We start from the raw sequence: 26,884 nt of genomic DNA on the forward strand, positions 1-26,884 counted from the left end.
ATGTACTCAAAATCTCATTTGAAAATAAAAGAATTTACTTTTTTTTTCTCTATCACATACTCAAAATTAGAAAACTTCCCGAAAATCAAAACAAGTATAAACACCTATTTTTCAATATATTAAAGTCTTTTCGATGAACTGTAAAACTATCTCGATGAACTACTTCTTTTGTTTTTTTAGTTAGTAAGAAAAAAACTACTTGTTAATAATTAATGTAAAATTACCCCTGAACAAGTGTTAAAACAACAATATAGAATCTGTTTTTTTAACATAATCACAAAAAAAAGCCTGTCTTTTTGAGACAGGCTTTGGTGGTATGTTTTTACAAATACTATTTTGTAAACAATAATTCTCTGTATTTTGTTAAAGTCCAACTTTCGTCGTCTACCAACAACTCAAGCTTGTCGCAATGGTTACGAATATCTTCAAAATAAGGTTTTACTTTATTGCAATAAGCTTCGGCCATTTTTTGCGCATCTGTCAAATGGTTAGCTGTTCTTCTTTCATCTGTCATGGCCAACACTTTAGAATTAATTCCTTCTATATGACCTGAGATTTCTTTAATTAAAACAATCTGCTCTTTTGCAATTGTTTCAAATTCTTTTCCGAAGATTTCTTTTAATCCTTTTACGTTTTCAATTAAAGTATTCTGATAACGAATTGCTGTTGGAATAACATGGTTTCTCGAAATATCTCCTAAAATCCTACCTTCAATCTGAATTTTCTTAGTGTATTCCTCTAACTCAATTTCATAACGCGCTTCAACTTCAATATGATTCATAATCCCTAATTCTTCAAACAATGTAAATGCTTGTTTAGAAACCTTAGCTTTAATTGCCTCCGGAGTAGTTTTAAAATTACTTAAACCTCTTTTAGCAGCTTCTTTTTCCCAAGCTTCGCTATAACCGTCACCTTCAAAAAGAATCTTTTTAGATTGTTTAATATATTCTCTTAAAACATTAAAAATAGCATCGTCTTTTTTCATGTCTTTTGACTCGATCAAAGCATCAACTTCTATTTTAAAATCTTTTAATTGCTTGGCAACAATTGCATTAAGCGTTGTCATGGCGTTTGAACAATTTGAATTTGAACCAACGGCTCTAAACTCCCATTTATTACCTGTAAAAGCAAAAGGCGAAGTTCTGTTTCTATCAGTATTATCTAAAAGAACGTCAGGAATTTTACCTACTACATTTAGTTTTAAATCTGTTTTTTCTTCTGGAGATAGTTTTCCGGTTGTTACACTTTCTAATTCAGATAAAACTTTTGTCAATTGTGCTCCAATAAAAACCGAGATAATTGCCGGCGGCGCTTCATTTGCTCCTAACCTATGATCGTTACTTGCTGTTGCAATTGATGCTCTTAATAGAGTTTCATAATCATTAACCGCTTTAATGGTATTAATAAAGAAAGTTAAAAACTGTAAATTGCTCATTGGCGTTTTACTCGGACTCAATAAATTAACTCCTGTATCTGTTGCCAATGACCAGTTGTTGTGTTTCCCAGAACCGTTTACTCCTTTAAATGGTTTTTCATGAAATAAAACTTTAAAATCATGACGTTCTGCAACTTTTTGCATTACATCCATTAATAAAGAGTTATGATCTACAGCAAGATTTGTTTCTTCAAAAATTGGTGCCAACTCAAATTGGTTTGGCGCAACTTCATTATGACGTGTTTTTACCGGAATTCCCAATAACATACATTCTTGCTCTAAATCTCTCATGTAGGTTAATGCACGAGTTGGAATAGAACCAAAATAATGATCGTCTAATTGTTGTCCTTTTGCAGATGTATGTCCTAGTAATGTTCTACCAGTCATCATTAAGTCTGGGCGAGAATTTGCCAAAGCTTTATCGATAAGGAAATACTCTTGCTCCCACCCCAAAGTTGCAGTTACTTTTTTTACATTTTTATCGAAATATCTACATACCTCCGTAGCAGCTTCGTCAATCGCGGATAAAGCTCTTAATAAGGGAATCTTATTATCTAAGGCTTCTCCTGTGTAAGCAATAAAAACGGTAGGAATACATAAAGTTGTTCCATATATAAATGCCGGCGATGTTGGATCCCAAGCTGTGTAACCTCTCGCTTCAAAAGTATTTCTAATTCCTCCGTTAGGAAAACTTGATGCATCTGGCTCTTGTTGTACCAATTGTGCACCACCAAATTTTTCTACAGGATCACTTCCATCGTACGAAACCTCAAAGAAAGCATCATGTTTTTCTGCCGTTGTTCCCGTAAGAGGCTGAAACCAGTGTGTATAATGTGTAACTCCTTTGGCAAGTGCCCATTCTTTCATACCCATGGCAATATAATCTGCCAGTTTTCTGTCTATTTTAGTTCCATGTTGAACCGCATCTCTTACTCCCTTTAAAGCATCCGAAGTTAAGTACTGCTTCATTGCTTTCTCATTAAACACATTTGAACCAAAAATGGCAGATTTTCTATCAATCTCTTCAAAATGTACTGGCTTTCTCGTAGAAGCTTCTTGTAAAGCTTGGAAACGTAATGTTGACATGTATATAAATTTAAAATTCGTAATAATTTTCATTAAAAAAAGAGGAACAAATATAAACAATTAAACAAGTGATTTAAAACATAGATTTCAGAATTTTATACGCCGATTTTTCAATAGAAGACGCTTTTTATAAAGAATAATGGATTTGATTTAAAGAAATGTAACAAAATACATCGGTATTATTCATTAAATAAACATTTTTTCACAATTCCTTAATCCAGAAATCTAAAAAACATGTGTAATTTTTACGAATTTATTTTTTAATGGTGTTAAAAATTGCTTTTTTAAAAATATACCCCTAACAAATTTGCGCTTATCTAAAAAATAATAGTTCACTAAACAAAATACCCCCCTAATTTTTACGGCTAAAAAAATAAATCTATATTTGACCCAACGAAAAAAACAAAAAAATTAATTCTATATTATTATGGCTAAAATTAAGTTAGAGTACATTTGGTTAGATGGATATGAACCAACTCAAAATCTTAGAAGTAAAACTAAAGTTGAAGAGCATGAAAATTTCAAAGGAACATTAGAAGAACTTGGAAACTGGTCATTTGATGGTTCATCAACAAAACAAGCTGAAGGTGGATCTTCAGACTGTCTATTAGTTCCTGTTGCAATTTACCCAGATCCAACTCGTATCAATGGATACCTAGTTATGTCTGAAGTTATGTATGCGGATGGAGCACCACACCCTTCTAACGGTAGAGCTACAATTGATGATGATAATGATGATTTTTGGTTTGGTTTCGAACAAGAGTATTTCATCATGGATACTAAAACTTTATTGCCATTAGGTTTCCCTGTTGGAGGTTATCCTGCTCCACAAGGTATGTACTACTGTTCTGTAGGTGGAAAAAACACGCACGGAAGAAAATTAGTAGAAGAACATGCTGATTTATGTATTGCTGCCGGACTTAACTTTGAAGGTATTAACCAAGAAGTTGCTTGCGGACAATGGGAATTCCAATTATTTGCTAAAGGTGCTAAAAAAGCCGGAGACGAAATCTGGATTGCTAGATATTTATTAGATCGTTTGACTGAAAAATATGGTTACTATATCGAGTATCACCCAAAACCACTTGGAGATACAGACTGGAATGGTTCAGGAATGCATGCTAACTTCTCTAACAACGTTCTTAGAACATGTGGAGACCAAGCAACTTACGAAAGAATTTGTGAGGCTTTCCGTCCTGTAACTGCTGAGCACATTGCGGTTTACGGAGCTTACAATGACTTACGTTTAACTGGTAAACATGAAACTGCATCTATTCACGATTTCTCTTATGGAATTTCTGATAGAGGAGCTTCAATCAGAATTCCTTTAATTACTGTTCAAAAAGGTTGGAAAGGTTGGTTAGAAGACAGAAGACCAGCTTCAAATGGAGATCCATACAAAATTGCTGCTAGAATTATCAAAACTGTAAAATCAGCGTTGTAATTCATAGTTTAAATTATACTGAAAAGTGTCATCTTAATTGATGGCACTTTTTTTATTTAACAGCCTTGTTACATTTAACAAAGTCGAAATGTCGCAACTTAAACCTGCCGCGTTTAGCATCAAAACATAATAAGCGTAATCTTGTCATTTCGAGGAACGAGAAATCACACACGAAACGAAATAATCTCATTTTATGTCATCCCGAGGAAAGAGGGATCCCCGCGAGTAGCTTGGCAATGCAGAGAAATACTTTGCGTTAGTTTCTTACGAAGATTCCTCGTTCCTCGGAATGACAAAGATTATCTATTTTGATTTCGGCTTCCATCAATGCTGTAAAAAATTATAACAAAAATCATGGTAAAATTTTAAACTAACTTTCTAATAATTAATTTTTAAGTTAAACTTCAAAAACTATCTTTGTACATCATTTAAAAAAATAACATAATGGTCTGGATTTTCTTTTTAATCGCAATTGTTCTTATTCTTGCTTTAGACTTGGGAGTTTTTAACAAAAACCCGCATATTATTAGCACAAAAGAAGCAAGTAAATGGACACTCATTTGGGTAACAACTTCATTCCTATTTTCGGGAGTAATTTACTGGCTATACACTACAGATTATATTGCAAATCCCGACAATCTAAAACCTGCCGTAGCTTCAATGAAGTTTATTACGGGTTACTTAATCGAGTTGTCTTTAAGTATTGATAATATCTTTGTAATCGCTATTATTTTTGCATCGTTCAAAATACCTCAAAAATACCAACACCGTGTTTTGTTTTGGGGAATTCTTGGAGCAATCGTTTTTCGTGGTTTAATGATCTTCTTTGGTGTAATGCTTATTAATAAGTTTACCTGGATGACCTATTTATTTGGTGCTTTCTTGATTTTTACAGCCTTAAAAATGTTGTTTTCTGGCGAAGACGAAGATTTTCAGCCAAAAGATTCTTTCGTATACAAAACTCTAGGAAAAATTATTCCGATGACTTCTGAAATGAACGGAGAGAAATTTTTTGTTTCTACAAAGACAGCAAAAAAAGCAGCTACTCCTTTATTTGTTGCTCTTATAGTAATTGAAGTTATGGATGTTTTATTTGCTATCGATAGTGTTCCTGCTATTCTTGCCATTACCTCAGACCCTTTTTTAGTATTTAGCTCAAACATCTTTGCTATTTTAGGATTGCGTTCTATGTACTTTTTCTTGGCAAATATGCTGGCAAAATTCAGTTTCTTAGAATACAGCTTAATTGCTATTTTAACGTTCGTTGGATTAAAAATGATTCTTCACGATTTTATTCACGTACCAGAATGGGCATCATTAGGATTCATTGCATTGGCACTTTTGGTAGGTATTTTAGTTTCTTTAAAATACGGAAAAACCGAAGAGGAAGCGAAGCTAGAAGAATAAACTTCTTGATATACATATTTGAAAAAAGGAAATCTTACGATTTCCTTTTTTTATATGCCTATATGTTAAATCATAAGATTAATATTATAATTTAACTATTAAAAATAAGATTATACTTTTATATTAAATATATTTATCTCATTATAAACCTTTAAAATTTTATCATGAGAAAGAATTACATTTATTTTATCGTACTTTTTATACTGAGTATTTCAGTATCTGCACAAAAAGTAACCCTAACCCCTGCTACTGTTAACAATATTGGCTATACCGGTGGCCCAATAAATTTAGGTGGCGTAGCTTATTCTAGCGTTTCACTGTCCGTTAAAGTAGAATTACCAGATAATGTAGCAGTTGGAGACACAGGCACAATAAAAATTTACTGCTCAAACGGGACTGCACTTGGAGTTAATGTAGCTGTAGGTGGCGATGGAGGCTCATTATATTTTGGAGGAGAAAAAGTGGCAACCCGAAGTTTTTATATAAACTTGAGTTGGTCAGATTTTTCAACATCATTTGCATACCTATTTGCAGAATACAAAAACCCCGCTGGAGCTTCGTATAAAAGCTCAAATATTTCAATAATAAAAAATTCAACACTTAACGGAGGAACTGTAAACGCTCCTGCAGATGCTCCTAACCCAAATAAAATAACCAACACAATATGCTGTGATCAAACTATAAGACAGGGAGACAAACCTGCTCCTATTACAGGATCGCTATACAACAATCCATATTTCGATAAAATCTACGGTATAAACAATACTTGGTCTGCTTATGCACTTTTAGATTTCGACAATGCAAATCAAATTGTATATCTAGATTATTACAATACACCACTTACAAGTCAAACAATACAAAGAAAATTAGGGTACAATGGAACTAGCGATTTTCCAAACAAAAGCAATGTAGTAACTATTACTATTGTACCGTCACCAATTACTCTAAATGAAATTTCAGTTAATAGTCCTGCAAATTCGGATGGCTATATTGAAATCATAAACACGAATCCAAAACAAATCTATGGCACAAGACCTAGTGCAAACGTAAATTTAAATATATTACAAAATCCATTTCATACTCCTCAAAGAGGTGATAACTTAACACAAATCGAAAAATTTGAATGGGAATATCGAAAAATAGGTTCCGTGTCTGCTGATTGGATTAAAATTAATAATTCACATCCATATGACTTAGATTCTTTTAATCCCACAGACCTTACTGATGGTGAAGATAATTTTTATTTAGTAAGAAGAATCGCTTTTTATCAAAACATAAAAAAAGTTAGCAACACTCTAAAACTATTACTTCGAACAATTCGCCATAATAACACCATTTGTTGCGATCAAACTCTTGTAATATCAAGTTCAAATACTATCGATTCGCCAAACCTTATTATAGGAGCAGAAGCAACACCAGACCCAAAACAATCCACACGATATCAGTGGCAAAGTCAATCTATAGACAATAACACTAGTGCAATTGGGAATTGGACAAATATCGCTGGAGCAACATCAAAAGATTTCCTACCTCCATCCCTCCAACTAGTTTCTAGCTATGACCCTCGTAACCCTAGAGAAACCACTTGGAAAGCTCCAATGAGTTATAATTATAGACGGTTAACTGTGCCATCATACCACAATGGGCAATCATCATATAGCAATGAAATAACTTTAACATCTATAAGTTATAAAGAAATCCCTTTAATAACTGCTTACCCAAACCCAGCCACTTCAATTATAAATATTGAAAATAAAGGCAACCTCCTTAATATGGCAACTACATCAGTAACGATAGTAAACGTAACGGGAACAATTGTAAATTCAAACAATTACTCAATAATTAGTCCAAGTATAATAAGCATAGATGTTTCAAGCCTACCATCAGGAACATATTTTATAAATCTAGATACTGGGGATCGTAGAAGTACAAAGATAACATTCCTAAAAAACAATTAAAAAATGGGGATTTGAATTATATTCATAAAAAAAGGAAATCTTACGATTTCCTTTTTTTATTTCTATTCTAATAATTAATTTAATTTCTTAACATTACTATCATCGATATTATATCTTTTGACAACAGCATTATAATCTGAATAATCCGGTTTAGATGATTTACCTGTAGTAGAAAATGCACCTGGCACAATTACAATTCTAAAAGTTTGATTTTTTATATACTCAGGAGTTAAAGCCAAATCATAGTTTCCACCAGCATAAATTGTAAAATCCTCTCTACTAAAATCGAAATCGTAATCAAAATCTCCTTTTGCAGTATAAATAGTTCTAGGGATTTGTTGCCAAATTGGTGTTTTAGAGTCAATTGTTCCTGCTAATCTATAAATCAAAATCACATCTGAATCAAAAATAATAGGAGATAATTTTTGATAAATATTATAACCATCAGTAGTATTAAAACCAAAATTCACATTTTGAAGTTCAAAAACTTCAGAGACTGGTCCTTCCGGCCCCTGAGGTCCTTCTGGTCCTTCACAACTAGAAAATGCAATTAGTCCAACAACAGCAAAAAGGGTAAGTATCTTTTTCATAATTTTTATTTTTTTAAGATTTATAAAGGTATTCCAAAAACCAAACCAAAAAATGATTTTAGCTCAGTTTGAGATTAAAAATATTATGATTTTTTTACAACTTGCTGGTTTTTAAGCAATATTTTGTTAAAAAATAATACATGGAAAGGTAGTGAATTTTCCCAATAATCCCAAGTATGTGCTCCAGGACGTTCAGTATAATCGTGATCGACCTTGTTATAAACTAATCTTCTATGCAATTCTCTATTAGGTTCAATCAAGAAATCATCCACACCACAATCTATAATTAAAGGCAATTTGTTTGCTTTTATTTTGTCTAACATTCCTAAAACTGCATATTGTGCATACATTTCTGAGTTATCGCTTTTGTCTCCAAAAACGGGCTGCATCAATTTAACAACTTGTGCCGATGATTCACGATTGAGCATTGTACTCATATCTACAGCTCCACTCATACTTCCGGCAGCACAAAATAAATCGGGGTGTTTTGTTGATAGATACAAAGCACCGTGACCTCCCATCGAAAGCCCCGTGATCACTCTTCCGTTTCGATTACTTATGGTTCGATATGTTTTATCTACTTTCTGAATTACTTCTTGCGTGATAAAAGTCTCAAATTGACTTCCGCTATTTACAGGACTATCCAAGTAGAAACTAAACGTTTCGCCTTCTGGCATTACGATAATAATATTGTATTGATCTGATAAGTTTTGAACCAATTTTTTGTTTGGTGTATTTTTTAACCAATCGCTAAAATGTCCGTAAGCGCCGTGCAACAAATACATAACCGGAAAAGCCGTTTTACTTTTTGCATACGAATTAGGCAAAACAACCGCAGCTTTGTAGGTTTTACTCATCGCCACACTTGGAACTTGCAAAGTATCTACTCTTGCCGCGTAACTCACTGAAGACAAGCATAAAATAAGAGCGAATACTAAGATTTTAAAGTTTTTCATATTTATAGATTTTCAATTTTGGGTTTGTAAATATACCTTTTTCTGAATATATTATATGAAAAATCCGACCAGTTTTTCACCAGTCGGATTTGTATGTTTTTCTTTTGCCAAAGATTAAATTGATTCCAAAGATTACTTTTATAAAAAATTTATTTCCCGTAAATCTCAACTATATATACTCTCACGCAATCTGAATAAAAAAATCTTTTTAATCTGCGTAATCTGTGGCAAAATATCACTAACTAATTATAATCTTGTGTTCGTGACGATATTGCGACGCACTTTTACCTGTATATTGCTTGAAGGATTTACTAAAGTGACTAAAATTATTAAAACCGCTTTCGTAACAAACTTCGTTTATACTAATTTGTTTTTCGGCCAATAATTTTGACGCGTGTACCAATCGGTATTCGTTTACAAACTCTGTAAACGTTTTATTTGAAATCTTCTTGAAATAACGACAAAAAGAAGGCGTTGTCATACTCACCAAATTCGAAACCTCGTCTATTGCAATCGATTCCTGAAAATGATCTTTTACGTAATTAAAAATCACATTTATACGATCATTATCCTGTGTTTGCAATTCTAGCGAAAAACCATCGGCATTAAGAACCGTATAATCTTCAGAAGAATCTAATTCGTCTAAAACACTCAAAAGTGTAAGCAAACGTTCAAACGGAAGTTGATTTTCCATCATCTCGATTTTCTTACCAATATGTTTTTTAGTTTCTCCACCAAAAGCAATTCCGCCTTTGGCCTGACTTAAAATATTTTGAACCTTTCTCATTTCGGGAGCAACAAAAAAATCATTCCCTAAAAATTCAGGTTTAATATGAATCACGGTTTCATTAATATTTCCCGTTTGTTCATTTGTAAATCCGCAATGTGGCAAATTGGCTCCTATCAAAATCAAACTACCATTGGTATAATAAGAAACATGGCTTCCTATTTGTCTTTTACCCGCCCCACCGTTTATATAAACCAACTCGATTTCTGGATGGTAATGCCATAAATGCGCTTTACTGTTGGTCTTTTGGGCGTGTTTAGTATAGGTAAAAGAACTTCCGTATGAGTTAGATATCACTTCAAGAGCTGGGGCAATTGTCTTCATGATAAAATCTTTAAAAAATAATAGCAAATTTAACAAAAATAGCTAATATAATTCATAAATTAACCTATAACGGTTTCGCAATTGAAGAATTATCACAAAATTAACCAAAAGTTAAAATAGAAAATTATTCAATTTACACCAATTATTAAACGACTAATATTTTTTTTCCTTATTTTTTTAATAAATCGTATTAATTCTACCATTTTTATAGACATATAACATATCTGTAAGAATAATACCCTATCATCAAAAAATTTAACATTTGAAAATGTTTGAAAAATAATAGCCTAATTAACAGAAACACCTACAATAATTCAAATTTTAACCTATAACGGTTTCGTAAATGAGAATACAGCACATAAATTGGAAAATAGAGTTGTTAAAAAAACACACATTCTGGAGTAATTTAGCACCAGAGAATTAAACTAATAATTTAAAGAAAGATAGTTATGAAAAAGATTATAAAATTAAGTTTAGTATGTGCAGTACTTTTTACAGGAATGAGCACTTATGCAATTGATGGAAACGACAACGGAAATGTAAATAGTGACTTTAACCTACATGTATTAAAAGCTAACGGTAAAGTAATTACGTTTGCCTTAAACCAAGTACAAAAAGCAAGTTTAAGTATTTACGAAAAAAATGGTTCTTTAATATATTCTGAAAATGCTTCAGGAAAAGACGGAATCTTAAGAACTTTTAGCTTAGAAGAATTTCCAGCTGGAACTTATTTCTTAGAAGTTGAAGATGGTTTGAAAAAAGTAAGACACGAAATTACAATTACTGATAATGCATCTGTATTATCTACAAAAGCAATTTCTTCAGTAAAATAATAAAGCAAATTTGTTTGCTCAAAATACAAGTGTAGCAATACACTAAAAAAGTTTATACTCTCATAAAGTATAAAAATGAGGTTAGATAGTTAGTAAAGTTAAAAACGTGATTGTTTTAAAACAGCTCTTTGTGGTTATTGAGCTGTTTTTTTTTGCTCTTTACTTAAGGATTTAACCGCAAAGTTCGCAAAGAATCTTAACTCATCGTACGTTCAAAAAACACAAAGTTCGCAAAGCTTTTTCAACACAAAGCTTTGTGAACTTTGCGTTTTGTATAAAACCTCGTCGAAATGAGATTTAACCGCAAAGTGCGCAAAGAATTTAAACTTGCAGCACGCAGAAAAAAAGCAAAGTTCGCAAAGCTATTTCAACATAAAGCTTTGCGAACTTTCTATTTTTCCAAAACCTAATATAAAAAAACCTTTGCGCACTTTGCGGTAAAATACCTCCTGCTAAATAAAGAACTATTTTGTAAGAAATACAGCAACTCCAATATTATCTTATTTTAAAGAAAACATTAAAAAATAATAACTGATTTAACTAAAACGCTAAATATAATTCAAATTTTAACCTATAACGGTTTCGTAAATGAGAATATAGCACATAAATAGGAAAATAGAGTTGTACAAAAACACATGTTCTATAAGTAATTTAGCATCAGAGAATTAGAGCTATTAATCTAAAAAACAAATGTCATGAAAAAGATTTTAAAATTAAGTTTAGTATGTGCAGTACTTTTTACAGGATTTAGTACTTATGCAATCGACGGGAATGAAGATTTTAATCTTCATGTAATAAAAACAAGTGGTAAACAAATTACGTTTGCCTTAAACAAACTACAAAAAGCAAGTTTATCTATTTATGATAAAGATGGTAGTTTGATTTATTCTGAAAATGCTTCTGGCAAAGACGGAATCTTGAGAACTTTTAGTTTAGAAGAATTTCCAGCAGGAACTTACTTCCTGGAAGTTGAAGACAATGTAAAAAAAGTGAGACACGAAATAACAATTACTGACGATAATACAGTAATATCAAAAAAAGCAGTTTCATCAGTTTACAAACCAGGTTTTTCTGCAAATAATACAGTCGTAGCAGTACGCTAAAAAGTTATACTTATACAGTATAAAAGTGAGGTTAGATAGTTAGTATAAAACATTACGTTTAAAACAGCTCTTTGTGGTTATTGAGCTGTTTTTTTATGCCCAAATTTTACCTCGAGTTTATGACACTTCTATTTTTTGAAAAAATATTCTTAATAAATACAAACAACTGATTTTTAAACCATTAAAAAAATCAATAAAAAAACATCCAAGAATCCAGCAATTACGTACATTGTTCAGATAAAACACAGAAACATCTTTAATTCAGCAATTTACACTTCTAAAAAAGAACTTTTTTTGCATAAAATTAAATTTCTATTTGTAGTTTTACGTGTTCCACAAATAGTAATAAACAATTAAAAAAACATGACAAAATTTACCAAAATGGGCTTGGTTGTAGCCGTTTTTCTAACCACAATTTTTACCTATGCAATTGATGGAAAAGGTGATTATATTTTGAATATAATTACTAGCAACGGAAAAGTAATGAGTTTTACTTTGAACACTGCCGAAAAATCAAATTATTCTATTTTTGATGAAAATCATAATTTAGTGTATGCAGGACAATCTGCTGTAGATAAATTAGAAGTTTCTAAAACAATAAGTTTAGAAGGTCATCCAGCCGGAACTTATTTATTAGAAGTAACTGAAAATGGTAAAATTGAGAAACACGAGATTAAAGTTACAGCCAAAAAAGTAAAAACTGTAAAACTTGACGAGTCAGTAAACAAAAGCCCAGCTTTTAGACGTTAATTGTTTTTTGCTTAAAAATGAAAGCAGCTCCTTCCAAGAGCTGCTTTTTTTTTCGGCATAACCAAATTAATTTTGATGACGGAATTTCTTTGTCATGGACGGATTAAAATCCATCCCCACAATATGATTCGTTCCTTCGGAACTATTTAAAACTTCATCAAAATTAACCGCAATATTGTCATTTCGACGTAAGGAGAAATCACACAAGTTATTCTACAAAGATTGGTGATTTGCATTGTTGATCTTCTAGTGTGATTTCTCCCTTCGGTCGAAATGACAAACCAACCGCTATATGCCCTTTATAAAAATATTCTTGATTCTCTTTGTTGATTATTGAAATGTGTAAGAAGTCAGCAAACTTACCACAACACTAATAAATTTATAAATGAACACTTTGCAGAGTATGTTTTTTTGTATTAAAACAGAAAAGCACCAACCGTGGCTGATGCTTTTTTTTATGAATAAACCTCTTTCAAGAGTATTATTTTCCTTTAAGTAATTTTTCGAGATATTCGATTTTATCTTTTTCTGATTGAAGCAAACGTTCGTAAAGCTTTTTATTTTCTTCGAAAGATTCTACTAATTTATCCAATGGATTGAAAGTGCAATTATTATTATTTCCAAAATGGCTATTGTTTACAGCTTCATTAAAACTATTAAAATAATTAATCATACTTTCTTCTGAGAAATTCTTGATAGCTTCAACCGTTACACCAAGCGCTTTTGCTACTTCAACAAGTCTTTCTTCTTCTATGGTTTCGCTGTTTTCAATAGCAGATATTGTTTGCTGACTTATTCCCAAAGCCTGTGCTAAAGCTTCCTGTTTCATGTCACGAAGTTCGCGAATACGGCTTATTTTTCGCCCTATATGATTTGGTTTTGTTAGTGTGCTCATAATTCAAAGATAATAATTAAGTGTGAAAAACCTCAACTGGTAAAAAACTTATTTCGACTGTTGTGATACCCGCCAAAACGGTTCGGTACGCTACAATCAATTTCTACTCTTGTATCAAATCAAACAAAAGTACAATTTTTCTTATAATAAAAATCTAATTGTAAAACGATTAACAAGTTACAAATAAAAAATATATGTTATGGAAACAAATGAAACCCAGACTTTGGCAAGACTTAAACAATTAGCCACTCTACATTTTCAGACCTTAAAACCCACCAACGACAAATCTGAAGCTTATATTTTTAAAATCAAGATTATAAACTACTTCGAACTCGGTTGTCTAATTACCGATATGCTAAAATTATGTATTCTGGCACTCGATCATGACATGCATAATGTAAGAAACAATAAAAACGATGCCATAAATGTGAGCCTAATTCTTGAAACCATTCTACAAATGATTCCCATGGATGAACTTGAATTTTTGAGTGACATTGAAGATATAGTTAATGAATGATCTTTTGTCAAAGAAATTAATCCGTTTAAAATTAACCACAAAATTGTCATTTCGACCGAAGGGAGACCCGAGCGATAGCGAACAGGCGAAGCAAATCTTCGCAAGTAATTCTACAAAGATTGTGATTTGTAATATCGAGTTTCGAATGACAAACTGGATGGAATTTCTTTGTCATGGACGGATTAAAATCCATCCCTACAATATGTTTGGTTCCTTCGGAACTATTTTAAAACTCCATCAAAATTAACCACAAAATTGTCATTGCGACCGAAGGGAGAAATCACACAAGTAATTCTACAAAGATTGATGATTTGCATTGTCGAGCTTCACGTGTGATTTCTCCCTTCGGTCGAAATGACAAACTGGATGGAATTTTGTGTTTTGCTGACGCGAGCGTCTCGCTCGTGCATTACTTTGCCTTCACGAGCGAGACGCTCGCGCTAGCGGGGGGAATTCTAACCCAATTCTTCTAAGGCAAGCGAAGCATTTGCTAATTGCTGAGACCAAAAACCATGTCGTTTGCCATTTTTAAATGTTGGTTCAGTAGTTTTTCTTAATTCTTTAATTGCATCCTTTGAGTTTTGAATTAACATTTCTAATGATTCTATTTTTGATTTAGCATCTATTCTCGTTATGCACTTTTTTGGAATATGGTGAGATTTTAATCTTCCATCCTTTCTATAGTCTGTAGATACATATGCGTCTTCCGAAGCAATTTTAAATAATTTCTTGAATTCAAGTTCATCATAAACTAAGAATCCCTTCGCATGTGCTTTTTCTCCAATTGCTAAAAACTGATCTTCCACAATCAACAAAAAGCCGTCCTCTTTAAGCAATTTAAAAGGAGACTTTACAGAAGTGAATAAATTTAACCATTCATTTGGCTCTATTTCATGAAAAACATTACACATTACTATAATATCGAAAGTGTTTTCATCATGCGTCGATAACAATTGTGTTATATCATTAAAATATCTATTATCTGAACTACCACCATAAATGTCTTCAAATACCTTAATACAAGTATCTTTATTTTCATCAAATTTATCGTATCCATAAAAGTCCAACCACTCAGTGATATCTGAATTTCTTAACCTTTCATTCTCATATATAGTAGAAAGCAATCTTCCTTTTCCAATACCAAAATCTAAAACCTTAAGTTTTTGACCTTTGGCTACTCGATCTTTTATTATTTCATGAATTTGTTCAACTTGTGGATCTTTTGATCCAGTTATTAGTACTTCAGGATAAAACAAACTTTCATACGCAAACTTATTACTCCCCATCTGAGCAGGTAAAGATAAAAAATGAGACAATTTCTCAATTTCTTCTTCATTTCCTAGCAATCCTTTCAAAACAGTTTGAGGAATATCTCCTGCATAAGAAATTTTTCCTTCATCAATATACCAAATACATGAAGGATCAAAATGAGCCAACACATTAATCGAATGTGTTGCAATCCATAATTGTCCATTTTTGATATGCGGAATAATTTTATCAATAACCTCAATTAAAGCTGCTGGGTGTAAGTGATTTTCAGGTTCATCCATAAATATGACTACATTTTCTAAATTAACTTCTTGCCCATAAAGTGCCATACAAAATTGCAATAGAATTATTTGACCATTAGATAGCTTTGCTTCACCAATACGTTTACCAAAAACTTCAGGATAACCATCTTTAGTTCTTTTTAAATCTGTATTCAGAAATAATTTTATGTAACTTTTTAATTTTTCATACTGAAATAATATTTCTTTCCTGTCCTCTTCACTTACATTTGAATCTTCTGGAACACTTGCTTCTACAAAATTTCTTTGAATCTTTTCAATTGCTGAAATAGCACCCATTGAGATATTGTTCATACCTACATTATAAATTAATTTAGCATGACCATCACGTTGCTGAGCAGGAATTGTATAACTATCCGTTAAATTCAAAGATTGTGGTACAAAATCAACCAAAACTTTATCTTCCTTTTCAGGAAATAAAGAAAAATAATTTATACTTTTTAATTGTTCTTCCCTCTTACTAATTTCTTCTTTGTAACTTTTAATAATCTGTTTACTTCTTTCAATTGAATCTATTGTTGAATGTGAATTATGTTGGACTCCTTCTTCACTTAATATTCCGCCATTATAATTTTTAATTTCATTCTTTAATTTTATTACTTGTTCAGTATTCGGTACAATTGCAATCTGCTCTTTAATTAATCTTAATGTTCTACTTTTTCCTGAACCATTTTTACCGGCCAATAAAACTACACTACCTAAACGATCCATGGAAATTGGCTGGAGATCTATTTTTGATGTAATCTCTTCGCCTAAATTTATTTTTTGTATCTTCATTTATATATTAATTAGATTGATTACTGAAATTGAAAATTATAAAAATAAATCTACTAAAATTAATTCTATAATAATTGATTTGAAAAAATTTAAAACAAAAAAAACTCTCATTTCTGAGAGGTTTTTCCAAAAATTTTAAAATAGTAAATTCTACATATTCCTTCTATATTGCCCACCAACTTCAAACAATGCCGAAGTAATTTGACCAAGTGAACAAATCTTTGTAGCTTCCATTAAATGGTCGAATAAGTTTTCGTTTTTTATCGCGGCTTCTTGTAGTTTGTTTAAGTGCTCGTTTACTTTTGCTTCGTGAAACTGGTGTAAGTTATCGAGCATTGTAATTTGATATTGTTTTTCTTCTTCGGTGGCGCGAATTACTTCTGCCGGAATAACCGTTGGAGAACCTTTTGAACTTAGGAACGTGTTTACACCCACAATTGGGAAATCTCCGTTGTGTTTTAGGGTTTCATAATACAAACTTTCTTCCTGAATTTTCGAACGTTGGTACATCGTTTCCATTGCACCAAGAACACCGCCACGCTCTGTAATTCGGTCGAATTCTTGTAAAACGGCAGCTTCAACCAAATCTGTCAATTCTTCGATAATGAACGAACCTTGAATTGGGTTTTCGTTTTTGGCCAAACCTAATTCTTTATTAATAATCAACTGAATTGCCATTGCTCTACGCACAGATTCTTCGGTTGGTGTTGTAATGGCTTCATCGTAAGCATTGGTATGCAATGAATTACAGTTGTCGTAAATTGCATACAAAGCCTGCAAAGTCGTTCTAATATCGTTGAAATCGATTTCCTGTGCATGTAGAGAACGCCCTGAAGTCTGAATATGATATTTTAGCATTTGTGCTCTTTCGTTGGCTCCGTATTTGTTTTTCATGGCTTTTGCCCAAATTTTACGTGCCACACGACCAATTACTGAATATTCTGGATCTACTCCGTTTGAGAAGAAGAACGATAAATTTGGTCCAAAATCGTTAATGCTCATTCCGCGGCTCAAATAATATTCCACGTAAGTGAAACCATTCGAAAGCGTAAATGCCAATTGTGTAATTGGGTTTGCTCCCGCCTCGGCAATATGATATCCCGAAATCGAAACCGAATAAAAATTACGAACGTTTTTGGTAATAAAATATTCCTGAACGTCACCCATTAATCTTAGTGCAAATTCGGTCGAGAAAATACAAGTGTTTTGCGCCTGATCTTCTTTCAAAATATCGGCTTGAACTGTTCCACGAACTTGCGATAATGTTTTGGCTTTAATATCGTTATAAACTTCCAAAGGTAAAACCTCATCGCCCGTAACGCCCAAAAGCATTAAACCAAGACCATTATTTCCTTCGGGTAAATCGCCTTGATATTTAGGGCGTTCCGTTCCTTTTTCCTTATATATTTTGTTGATTTTAGCCTCAACTTCTTTTTCCAGTTCGTTGGCTTTAATGTAATATTCGCATTGCTGATCGATCGCCGCATTCATAAAAAAGCCTAACAACATTGGCGCTGGTCCATTTATGGTCATACTTACAGAGGTTAAAGCATGAACCAAGTCGAAACCTGAATATAGTTTTTTAGCATCGTCAAGACAACAAATAGAAACTCCTGCATTACCAATTTTTCCGTAAATATCCGGACGCAAATCTGGGTCGTTTCCGTATAAAGTTACACTATCAAAAGCGGTCGAAAGTCGTTTTGCAGGTAATCCCGCGCTCACATAGTGAAAACGTTTGTTGGTTCTTTCCGGTCCGCCCTCACCCGCAAACATTCTTGAGGGATCTTCGCCTTCACGTTTAAACGGGTATAATCCTGATGCAAACGGAAATTCTCCAGGAACATTTTCCTGTAAATTCCAACGCAAAATATCGCCCCAAGCTTCATATTTAGGCAAAGCTATTTTTGGTATTTGCAAGTGCGATAAACTCTCTGTATGTGTCGCGATTTTAATTTCTTTATCACGAACTTTAAAGGTATAAACCGGATTTTTGTATTTGTTTACCTTTTCATCCCAATTCAGGATAATTTCCCAATTGTACGGATCTAAATCCATTTTTACTTTATCAAACTGATTTAGTAAAAGATTCAGAAATATTCTATTTTCGTCGTGTGCTTCGACTGCGCTTGGTAAAACGGTCGAATCGTCGATTCCTGCTTTATTAATTTGTGGTATTTTCCCTGAAACCGATTCTATGGTTTTAAAAATTCCGTATAATTTTTGTGCTACTTTTTGTTGCGAAAGGGCACTTTCGTCATACGATCTGTTGTTCTCTGCAATTTCAGATAAATAACGAGTTCTGTGAGGCGGAATCACAAAGATTTTCTCGCTCATTTCTTTCGTAATCTGAAAAGTCGATTTTAATTCAGATGCAGTTTTCTCTACAATTTTATCCATGATCGCTTTATAAAGCGTGTTCATTCCCGGATCGTTAAACTGCGAAGCAATGGTTCCGAAAACCGGCATTTCATCAGGATTTTTATCCCAAAGATTATGGTTGCGTTGGTATTGTTTTTTAACGTCACGAATGGCATCAAGAGCTCCTCTTTTATCAAATTTGTTTAAAGCTACCAAATCAGCAAAATCAAGCATGTCGATTTTTTCTAATTGTGTTGCAGCTCCAAATTCTGGTGTCATTACATATAACGATACATCAGAATGATCCATAATCTCGGTATCAGATTGTCCAATTCCCGAAGTTTCCAAAATAATCAAATCGTATTTTGCAGCTTTTAAAACCTGAATCGCTTCGGATACATATTTAGACAATGCCAAATTTGATTGTCGTGTTGCCAACGAACGCATATAAACGCGAGGATTATTTATGGCATTCATACGGATTCTGTCTCCTAAAAGTGCTCCTCCTGTTTTTCTTTTTGATGGATCGACAGAAATTAATCCGATTGTTTTTTCAGGAAAATCAATTAAAAATCGACGAACCAATTCATCAACCAAAGACGATTTTCCGGCTCCACCAGTTCCTGTAATTCCAAGAACCGGAATTTTAGAATTAGCATTGCTTTCGTGAATTTTATCAAAAACCGGTTTTGCAATTTCAGGAAAATTCTCAGCAGCCGATATTAAACGTGCAATTGCCGTTGGAACTTTATTTTCGATATGATCAATTTCTCCGTTTAGTTTATCTCCAATAGGATAATCTGAACGTTCTACCAAATCATTAATCATTCCTTGTAAACCTAAAGAACGTCCGTCATCTGGAGAATAAATTCTTGTAATACCATATTCATGTAATTCTGAAATTTCACTTGGCAAAATTACTCCACCACCGCCGCCAAATATTTTAATATGCCCCGCTCCTTTTTCATGAAGCAAGTCATACATATATTTAAAGTATTCGTTGTGTCCGCCTTGGTACGATGTCATTGCAATTGCATTGGCGTCTTCCTGAATGGCAGTATTTACCACTTCTTCGACACTTCTATCGTGTCCTAAATGAATTACTTCAACTCCAGTTGACTGAATTATACGGCGCATGATATTGATCGCTGCATCGTGCCCGTCAAAAAGAGAAGCTGCTGTGACAATTCTTACTTTATTTTTAGGAATATATGGTATTTGTTGTTCCATTTTATGAATATGATAATTTTAAGGGAGCAATTTACAAAATATTTTAATATTTGATTATCGTAATAGCTTTATGTTAACATAAAAAATAATTATTTTTTTATTATAAGGGTAACAATTTACGCAATGAGTTGATATATAGATATAAAACCTACAAACATGGCAATTTCGCAACTTTAAAACATAATCTAATAACCTGTAAAGCAGTACAGTAAAGTAATTTAGCAGTATATAAAAACCCCCAAATTTTTACTAAAACTAAAACAGAAAAGCAACAACGTAAAAATTTTAAAAAATGAAAACTTTATATTCACTTAGCCTAATTTTATCTCTTAGTTTTTTCATTTCCTCTTTTAATGGTATTGAAAAAGAGAATTTAAACAACAGATCTTCAAAATCTAATTTAGATACTTTATCTACTAAATCTACTTTAGAAGAAGAAAACAATACTGTACTTTTTAATCAGTACAACAAATTGCAAAATGCTCTAAAAAAATATAAAAAAATAGCGGCCGAAGACTCTTGGAAACCAATGACTCTTGCTACTCCTTACAAAGATATCAGACCTGACGAGAAATCAATTACGGTGGCCGAGATTAGAAATAGACTATTTATAATGGGGGATTTAAAAAATGATTCTAAAAGTGATTTTTATGATCAGGAATTAATGGATGGTGTAATGAAATATAAATTACGTAATGGTTTAAAACCAAATTATATTATTACCGAAGATCATATTAAAGACTTGAACGAAAGTATCGAGGAAAAAATAAGAAGAATCAACATTAATATGGAACGTTGCAAATCAATTTCTCAAAAATTGCTAACGAATAAAGAATACATTATGGTGAATGTGCCATCATATGAGTTGGTTTATGTAAAGAATGGCAAAATCGAACTTGAATCTAAAGTTTTTGTTGGAGCTCCTTTAACTAAAACCACAATTTTTGACGGAAACATTGACAAAGTTGTTTTTAGTCCTTATTGGACAGTTCCGCAAAGTATTGTTGACAACGAATTAAAATCTAAGATTGCCGCAGACAAAAATTATTTAGCCGACCACAATATGGAAATTATAAATGGTCAGGTGAGACAAAAACCCGGTCCTGACAATTCATTAGGTTTGGTGAAATTTATTTTCCCTAATCCAGATGATATTTATATGCACGACACACCTGCCAAAACATTATTTGATTTCGATAAAAGAACTTTTAGCCATGGTTGCGTTAACGTAAGTAAAGCCAAAGAACTTGCCATTGCGATGCTACAAGATTATCCTGAATGGACTGCTGAAAAAATTGATAAAGCTATGGAAGGTACCGAAGAAACAACTTTTAAATTGCCCAATAAAGTTCCAATCTACATTACATACTTTACAACTTGGGTAAATGATTCTGGCGAAATTTGTTTCTATCAAGATGTTTATGATAGAGATGGCGATTTAAATAAAATTACGATCTCAAAAGAAATACTTGCTTCAAACAAATTCTAAAATTAAAAAAGTCTATACTATAATCGGAAACCATTTTCACAATGAGTTTCCGATTTTTTTTATTTAAAAAATAACCTAAGTTGTTAATTTTAAATCTTTTACAGACTAAAAATAAAACCAAATCGACTGACCTTTGCTTCATAATAATACCACTAATTTTTAATTAAAATTAATTATCATGAAAACAGAGAATATAGACGGATTAACCCTTTTCGAAATAAATTTATTGATTCAGCAAGGTGGTCGATTTATAATGTTTCCAAATTTAATGACTAACGTTAAAAGTTCAACTATTTATTTTGTACGTCCCGAAGAAAAAATATTCAAATACGTCATAAAACACTTTTTAAAGAGTTTATTAAAAAGTTGGCGCACATTTCCTTTAAGACCTTTTTATGTCTCCAAATCTTTATTTTATTTAGCGATTGGCGGTAACAATAATACCTATAATATATTAGCCGATTTAAAGCAAATGAATCCTGTGCATAATCCTAATTTATATTGCTTAGAATACGTTTAAATCTTATTTTTTTTAAATTATTAAAGCGAAAATATCCTGCTATATTTTCGCTTTTTTTATTTATAAAACCCATAACTTCAAAAAAATATGTACTTTTAAATTTCAATTTCAATGGTAAACAAACTCAAGACTTTAAACTAAATTATGGAAGACTCAAACGAATTAATCGCTAGAAAAAGTTGGTGGGACAGAAACTGGAAATGGCTTGTACCAACAGGATGTTTAAGTATTATACTTCTGTTTGTTTTATTTATTGTTGGAATTTTCTTTGGCGTTACCTCAATGATGAAAGATTCTGATGTTTATAAAGAGGTTATGACCGAAGTACAACACAATACTACTATAATTGAAAAACTTGGAAAACCCATCGAAGAAGATGGAATGACGTCGGGCAATATCAGTCTTAGTAATGATACCGGAAATTGCGATTTACAAATTCCTATAAAAGGCTCTAAAGGAAAAGGAACGATTTTTATTGTTGCCGAAAAAAGAGGAACCTGGAAATACAGCGTAAAATCTGTTTATATTGAGAACACAAAAGAGGAAATTGATTTGCTGAAGAAGTAAGTAATATGAACAAATACATCATTATAACATTCTTATTGTTTCTTTCTTCTTGTAACAAAATTGAGAATCATAAAACTTTATCTCAAGATGATATTAACCGTATAAAAAGTTTAAAAATTCTAGACGACGACGAAACTATTTATCAATTTTATAGTCAGTTTAAAAATCAATTTGCGGGAAACTTTTATACGAATAAAAGAATTGCATCTTATTGGATCGACAAACGAGATGCAAAGAAAAACCAAACAGACTTTGCCTATTATAAGGATATTATAAAAATTGACACAATATACAATTCCGGATTAACTTACTCACCGTATATGTTGATTACTACAAAAGGCAACAAAACATTTCAGGTTAGTGTTGATGGCGAAAAAGACCTAATTAAATCTTTCTTTGAAAATAGTCTTCGAGAGTGGAGAAAAAGAAAAAACTGATTTACTGGTAAAACAACAAATTACTGTACCCAATATTTATGCTATTTAGTTTTTAATGAACTTCGTTTGCAACGAATAGTAAAACTATTGTTAATTATAAAACAAATTGTATCTACCGCTCAAATAAAATTGTGGCTTTGTTTTTGAATAAGTAGTATTTTTGAAACTTATAAAACTACTTAATGAAAAAGATTTTAATTTTAGCGCTTGTATTTTCCCTTGGTTCTTATGCTCAGGTAAAAGAAACTTTAACTCAAAAAATAACAAAATTATCTACGCAAATTTCTGGAGTTGGCGGTGTTGATATTGCATCTGGATTAAAAGAAGCGCTCAATAAAGGAATTACACAACAAGTAAGCAAGCTAACGGCTGTTGATGGTTTTTATAAAAATGAAGCCGTTAAAATTCTTATGCCTGCCGAATTACAAAAAGTCGACGCTACTTTACGAAGAGTTGGTTTGGGCTCATTGGCAGATGAAGGCGTAAAAGTTCTAAATCGCGCTGCCGAAGATGCTGTAAAAGAAGCTACTCCAATATTTGTTTCGGCGGTTAAAAATATGTCGTTTACCGATGCCAAAAACATTCTGTTAGGAAATCAAAACGCAGCAACAACTTATTTACAAAATAGTACCACAACGGCTTTATACGGAAAATTTAATCCGGTGATCAAAACCTCTTTCGAAAAAGTGGGTGCCGATGTGGTTTGGAAAAACATCATTAACAAATACAATACAATTCCGTTAGTTAAAAAGGTAAATCCAGATTTAACTGATTATACAACAAATCAAGCTTTGGCAGGAGTTTTTAAAATGATCGCTGTCGAAGAAAAAGATATTCGTACTAATATCAATGCAAGAACAACACATGTGCTAAAAAGCGTGTTTGCAATGCAGGATAAAAAGTAACTTTTACGAAGGTTCTAAGGGACAAAGATGCAAAGGTTCTGAGGTTGAAAAACTTTGCGAACTTTGCGTAAATCCTTGCGGACTTTGCGGTTAACTAACCAAAAAAACTTAAAATGCAAAAAATAACCATTCTGATTCATTGTAAGGATCAAAAAGCAATTATTGCAACAGTGACTACTTTTATTGCTAAAGTAGAAGGAAATATTACCTACATTGACCAACATGTTGATGTAGAGCAAAATGTATTTTTTATGCGATTGGAATGTGAATTTACCAATCCGGACACTACACTTGAAGGATTTAAAGCAGACTTTGAACAAAATATAGCTTCGACTTTTGATATGTCATGGGATTTGTACAATCAGGAACAAAAACCAAAAATGGCTTTGTTTGTATCCAAATACGATCATTGCTTGTTTGATATTTTAGGGCGTTACAGCGCAGGCGAACTTAATGTCGAAATTCCGGTTATAATAAGTAATCACAATGATTTAAGATCTATTGCAGAGCGTTTTGATATTCCTTTTCATTGCGTTCCTTTTACTAAAGATATTAAAGAAGAAGGCGAAGCAAGACAAATTGAATTATTAGAAAAATACCAAATTAACTTTATTGTTTTGGCTCGTTACATGCAAATTATAACGCCTAATTTGATTTCGCTTTACAAAAATAGAATCATCAATATTCATCATTCGTTTTTACCGGCATTTCCGGGTGCAAAACCTTATCATTCGGCTTTTAAACGCGGTGTAAAAATTATTGGTGCAACAAGTCATTATGTTACTGCCGAATTAGACGAAGGTCCAATTATCGAACAGGATATTGCGAGAGTTTCGCACATACATTCCGTTGATGATTTTATTATGAAAGGTCGTGACTTGGAGCGTATTGTTTTGGCTCGCGCTATCAAATTACATGCAGAACGTAAGACTATGGTTTATAGTAACAAAACAGTTGTTTTTTCTTAGGTTCAAAGTTACAGAGTTACAAAGGCTTTTTCTTAAATAAAACAAACCCGACAGGTTTTAAAAACCTGTCGGGTTTACTATTTAAACAATTTTTAAACTTAACTTCTTAGTAACTTAGTTCCTCAGAACCTTATTACCTAACCTTAATCAACAATCTTGGATCATCAAAAGTATTTACTTCATCCATTGTTAAGCCAAGAGCATTTGCTACACCTTCTCCATAAGCTGGATCCGCTTTAAAGCAGTTTCTAATGTGACGTATTTGAATAAACTTTTGCGCTCCTCCTACTTGTCCGGCTGTATTTTTAAACAACAATTGTTTTTTCTCATCTGTCAGTAAATTGAATAATAAACCTGGCTGAGTAAAATAGTCATCATCGTCTTCTCTGAAATTATGTGCCCAGGCATCGCCATGAAGTGCTAATGGTGGTTCTTTAAATTCAGGTTGTTCTTGCCATTCGCCAAAACTATTTGGCTCATAATGTATACGGCTTCCGTTGTTTCCGTCAACACGCATTGCACCATCTCTGTGGAACGTATTATAAGGACATCTTGATGAGTTTACGGGAATTTGATAATTGTTAACCCCTAAACGATAGCGATGCGCATCTCCATAAGAAAACAAACGCGCTTGTAACATTTTATCTGGCGAAAAACTTATTCCCGGAACAATATGCGCCGGATTAAAAGCAGCTTGTTCTACTTCGGCAAAATAATTTTCTGGGTTTTTGTTTAGTTCGAATTCTCCAACTGGAATTAGTGGATAATCTTTTTTCAACCAAACTTTAGTTAAATCAAAAGGATGGAAACGATAATTAGCAGCTTGTTCTTCAGTCATTATCTGAATAAACATTTTCCATTTTGGAAAGTTTCCTTCTTCAATAGCATCAAATAAATCTCTTTGGTGACTTTCTCTGTCGCCACCTACTAATTTTGCAGCTTCTTCATCAGAAAGGTTATCGATTCCTTGTTGTGTTACAAAATGAAATTTAACATAATGTCTTTCGTTTTGAGCATTTAAGAAACTAAAGGTATGACTTCCAAATCCGTGCATTTGTCTGTACGATCTCGGAATTCCTCTATCACTCATTACAATTGTAATTTGGTGTAAAGCTTCGGGTAATAATGTCCAAAAATCCCAATTGTTATCAGCACTTCTCAAATTGGTTTTTGGATCACGTTTTACAGCATGATTTAAGTCCGGAAATTTCATTGGATCACGGAAAAAGAAAACTGGCGTATTATTTCCTACCAAATCCCAATTTCCCTCGTTTGTATAAAATTTCAGGGCAAAGCCACGAATATCTCTTTCGGCATCAGCGGCACCTCTTTCTCCTGCAACAGTTGAAAAACGTGCAAACATTTCGGTTTTTTTACCAATTTGCGAAAACAAATCAGCTCTTGTATATTTTGTAATGTCATGAGTAACAGTAAAAGTTCCGTATGCACCAGAACCTTTGGCATGCATTCTACGCTCCGGAATTACTTCGCGATCAAAATGAGCCATCTTTTCTAAAAACCAAAAATCTTGTAATAAAACAGGTCCACGAGGTCCAGCTGTTTGAATGTTTTGGTTGTCTGGAACGGGTGTTCCTGTTGCAGTTGTTAATTTTTTCTTTGATTCCATATTGCTGATATTTAATGTTTTATCAAATATACAAACTTATCCTTAGCATATTCATAAACAAAATTGATTGTTATTATATTTTAATAACCAAAAGCTATTTATAGTCATAGAATCCTCAGAATGGCATCTTAAAAAATCTTAACTTATGTCCAACAAAGTAATAACAAAACCTTAACAGCAAAACATTCATATATGTTAGATCTTTGTAGAGTAATAAACTGGTTATTTATTATTTTGGTTTTGGTTAGTTAAATGATGCCGGCGTCTTCGAGATGCCGGCATTCTTTCTTTATATCCATTTCTGTTTTTTCATTTCAAATTTTCTTTGTGAAAGGTTAGTTACTTTGTGG

Annotated in this window: 21 protein-coding genes; 13 read left to right on the plus strand and 8 right to left on the minus strand. The window is 32.5% G+C overall.

The window, feature by feature from the left end:
- Positions 1-331: 331 nt before the first annotated feature.
- On the minus strand, positions 332-2,521 hold the full coding sequence (locus IW18_RS17850; RefSeq protein ID WP_041519375.1) for a glutamine synthetase III family protein: 2,190 nt from the start codon (positions 2,519-2,521) through the stop codon (positions 332-334).
- Positions 2,522-2,948: 427 nt separating this feature from the next.
- Between IW18_RS17850 and IW18_RS17855 the strand changes: the two genes are divergently transcribed.
- The 3 genes from IW18_RS17855 to IW18_RS17865 all read left to right on the plus strand — a co-directional run bounded on the left by IW18_RS17855 (position 2,949) and on the right by IW18_RS17865 (position 7,330).
- Complete coding sequence (locus tag IW18_RS17855; RefSeq protein WP_041519377.1) at positions 2,949-3,965, plus strand: glutamine synthetase beta-grasp domain-containing protein; 1,017 nt, start codon at positions 2,949-2,951, stop codon at positions 3,963-3,965.
- A 441-nt stretch (positions 3,966-4,406) separates the two neighbouring features.
- Positions 4,407-5,372 carry a TerC family protein gene (locus IW18_RS17860; protein WP_041519379.1) on the plus strand — a complete coding sequence of 322 codons (966 nt, stop codon included), beginning with the start codon at positions 4,407-4,409 and terminating at the stop codon, positions 5,370-5,372.
- 164 nt (positions 5,373-5,536) lie between these two features.
- The gene (locus tag IW18_RS17865) at positions 5,537-7,330 is read left to right on the plus strand and encodes a T9SS type A sorting domain-containing protein (RefSeq protein WP_041519380.1); all 1,794 of its coding nucleotides are present in this window, start codon (positions 5,537-5,539) and stop codon (positions 7,328-7,330) included.
- Between the two features lie 74 nt (positions 7,331-7,404).
- Here the strand turns inward: IW18_RS17865 and IW18_RS17870 are convergent, their stop codons facing one another.
- From IW18_RS17870 to IW18_RS17880, 3 genes are all read right to left on the minus strand, one after another.
- Positions 7,405-7,920, minus strand: coding sequence for a hypothetical protein (locus IW18_RS17870; RefSeq protein ID WP_041519382.1), 516 nt, complete (start codon positions 7,918-7,920; stop codon positions 7,405-7,407).
- A gap of 83 nt (positions 7,921-8,003) precedes the next feature.
- Positions 8,004-8,876, minus strand: a complete 873-nt coding sequence (locus tag IW18_RS17875) for an alpha/beta hydrolase (protein WP_041519383.1) — start codon at positions 8,874-8,876, stop codon at positions 8,004-8,006.
- A gap of 238 nt (positions 8,877-9,114) precedes the next feature.
- Positions 9,115-9,987, minus strand: coding sequence for an AraC family transcriptional regulator (locus IW18_RS17880; RefSeq protein ID WP_041519385.1), 873 nt, complete (start codon positions 9,985-9,987; stop codon positions 9,115-9,117).
- A gap of 449 nt (positions 9,988-10,436) precedes the next feature.
- Between IW18_RS17880 and IW18_RS17885 the strand changes: the two genes are divergently transcribed.
- From IW18_RS17885 to IW18_RS17895, 3 genes are all read left to right on the plus strand, one after another.
- Positions 10,437-10,820 carry a hypothetical protein gene (locus tag IW18_RS17885; protein ID WP_052480215.1) on the plus strand — a complete coding sequence of 128 codons (384 nt, stop codon included), beginning with the start codon at positions 10,437-10,439 and terminating at the stop codon, positions 10,818-10,820.
- A gap of 695 nt (positions 10,821-11,515) precedes the next feature.
- Positions 11,516-11,923 carry a T9SS type A sorting domain-containing protein gene (locus IW18_RS17890; RefSeq protein WP_041519387.1) on the plus strand — a complete coding sequence of 136 codons (408 nt, stop codon included), beginning with the start codon at positions 11,516-11,518 and terminating at the stop codon, positions 11,921-11,923.
- A gap of 363 nt (positions 11,924-12,286) precedes the next feature.
- Positions 12,287-12,673 (plus strand): hypothetical protein, encoded by a 387-nt coding sequence (locus IW18_RS17895; protein ID WP_041519389.1) that lies wholly within the window; start codon positions 12,287-12,289, stop codon positions 12,671-12,673.
- 481 nt (positions 12,674-13,154) lie between these two features.
- On the opposite strand, the gene IW18_RS17900 is transcribed toward IW18_RS17895, so the two are convergent.
- The gene (locus IW18_RS17900) at positions 13,155-13,568 is read right to left on the minus strand and encodes a helix-turn-helix domain-containing protein (protein ID WP_041519390.1); all 414 of its coding nucleotides are present in this window, start codon (positions 13,566-13,568) and stop codon (positions 13,155-13,157) included.
- Positions 13,569-13,767: 199 nt separating this feature from the next.
- On the opposite strand from IW18_RS17900, the gene IW18_RS17905 reads away from it, so the two are divergent.
- Entirely contained in the window at positions 13,768-14,085 is a 318-nt protein-coding gene (locus IW18_RS17905) for a hypothetical protein (RefSeq protein ID WP_041519391.1), read from the plus strand.
- 455 nt (positions 14,086-14,540) lie between these two features.
- Here the strand turns inward: IW18_RS17905 and IW18_RS17915 are convergent, their stop codons facing one another.
- Positions 14,541-16,430 (minus strand): AAA family ATPase, encoded by a 1,890-nt coding sequence (locus IW18_RS17915; protein WP_084607985.1) that lies wholly within the window; start codon positions 16,428-16,430, stop codon positions 14,541-14,543.
- A gap of 150 nt (positions 16,431-16,580) precedes the next feature.
- The gene (locus IW18_RS17925) at positions 16,581-20,021 is read right to left on the minus strand and encodes a methylmalonyl-CoA mutase family protein (protein ID WP_041519398.1); all 3,441 of its coding nucleotides are present in this window, start codon (positions 20,019-20,021) and stop codon (positions 16,581-16,583) included.
- Positions 20,022-20,313: 292 nt separating this feature from the next.
- Between IW18_RS17925 and IW18_RS17930 the strand changes: the two genes are divergently transcribed.
- The 6 genes from IW18_RS17930 to purU all read left to right on the plus strand — a co-directional run bounded on the left by IW18_RS17930 (position 20,314) and on the right by purU (position 24,907).
- Positions 20,314-21,510, plus strand: coding sequence for a L,D-transpeptidase family protein (locus IW18_RS17930; RefSeq protein WP_052480216.1), 1,197 nt, complete (start codon positions 20,314-20,316; stop codon positions 21,508-21,510).
- A gap of 178 nt (positions 21,511-21,688) precedes the next feature.
- The gene (locus tag IW18_RS17935) at positions 21,689-22,030 is read left to right on the plus strand and encodes a hypothetical protein (protein ID WP_052480217.1); all 342 of its coding nucleotides are present in this window, start codon (positions 21,689-21,691) and stop codon (positions 22,028-22,030) included.
- A gap of 144 nt (positions 22,031-22,174) precedes the next feature.
- Positions 22,175-22,597, plus strand: coding sequence for a cytochrome c oxidase assembly factor Coa1 family protein (locus IW18_RS17940; protein ID WP_041519402.1), 423 nt, complete (start codon positions 22,175-22,177; stop codon positions 22,595-22,597).
- A gap of 5 nt (positions 22,598-22,602) precedes the next feature.
- On the plus strand, positions 22,603-23,034 hold the full coding sequence (locus IW18_RS17945; protein ID WP_041519403.1) for a hypothetical protein: 432 nt from the start codon (positions 22,603-22,605) through the stop codon (positions 23,032-23,034).
- 182 nt (positions 23,035-23,216) lie between these two features.
- Positions 23,217-23,939, plus strand: a complete 723-nt coding sequence (locus tag IW18_RS17950; protein ID WP_041519405.1) for a DUF4197 domain-containing protein — start codon at positions 23,217-23,219, stop codon at positions 23,937-23,939.
- A 113-nt stretch (positions 23,940-24,052) separates the two neighbouring features.
- Entirely contained in the window at positions 24,053-24,907 is an 855-nt protein-coding gene (purU, locus tag IW18_RS17955; protein ID WP_041519406.1) for a formyltetrahydrofolate deformylase, read from the plus strand.
- A 133-nt stretch (positions 24,908-25,040) separates the two neighbouring features.
- On the opposite strand, the gene IW18_RS17960 is transcribed toward purU, so the two are convergent.
- Positions 25,041-26,534 carry a catalase gene (locus tag IW18_RS17960; RefSeq protein ID WP_041519408.1) on the minus strand — a complete coding sequence of 498 codons (1,494 nt, stop codon included), beginning with the start codon at positions 26,532-26,534 and terminating at the stop codon, positions 25,041-25,043.
- Positions 26,535-26,884 lie beyond the last annotated feature (350 nt).

This window comes from Flavobacterium hibernum, from assembly GCF_000832125.1.
Lineage (GTDB): Bacteria > Bacteroidota > Bacteroidia > Flavobacteriales > Flavobacteriaceae > Flavobacterium > Flavobacterium hibernum.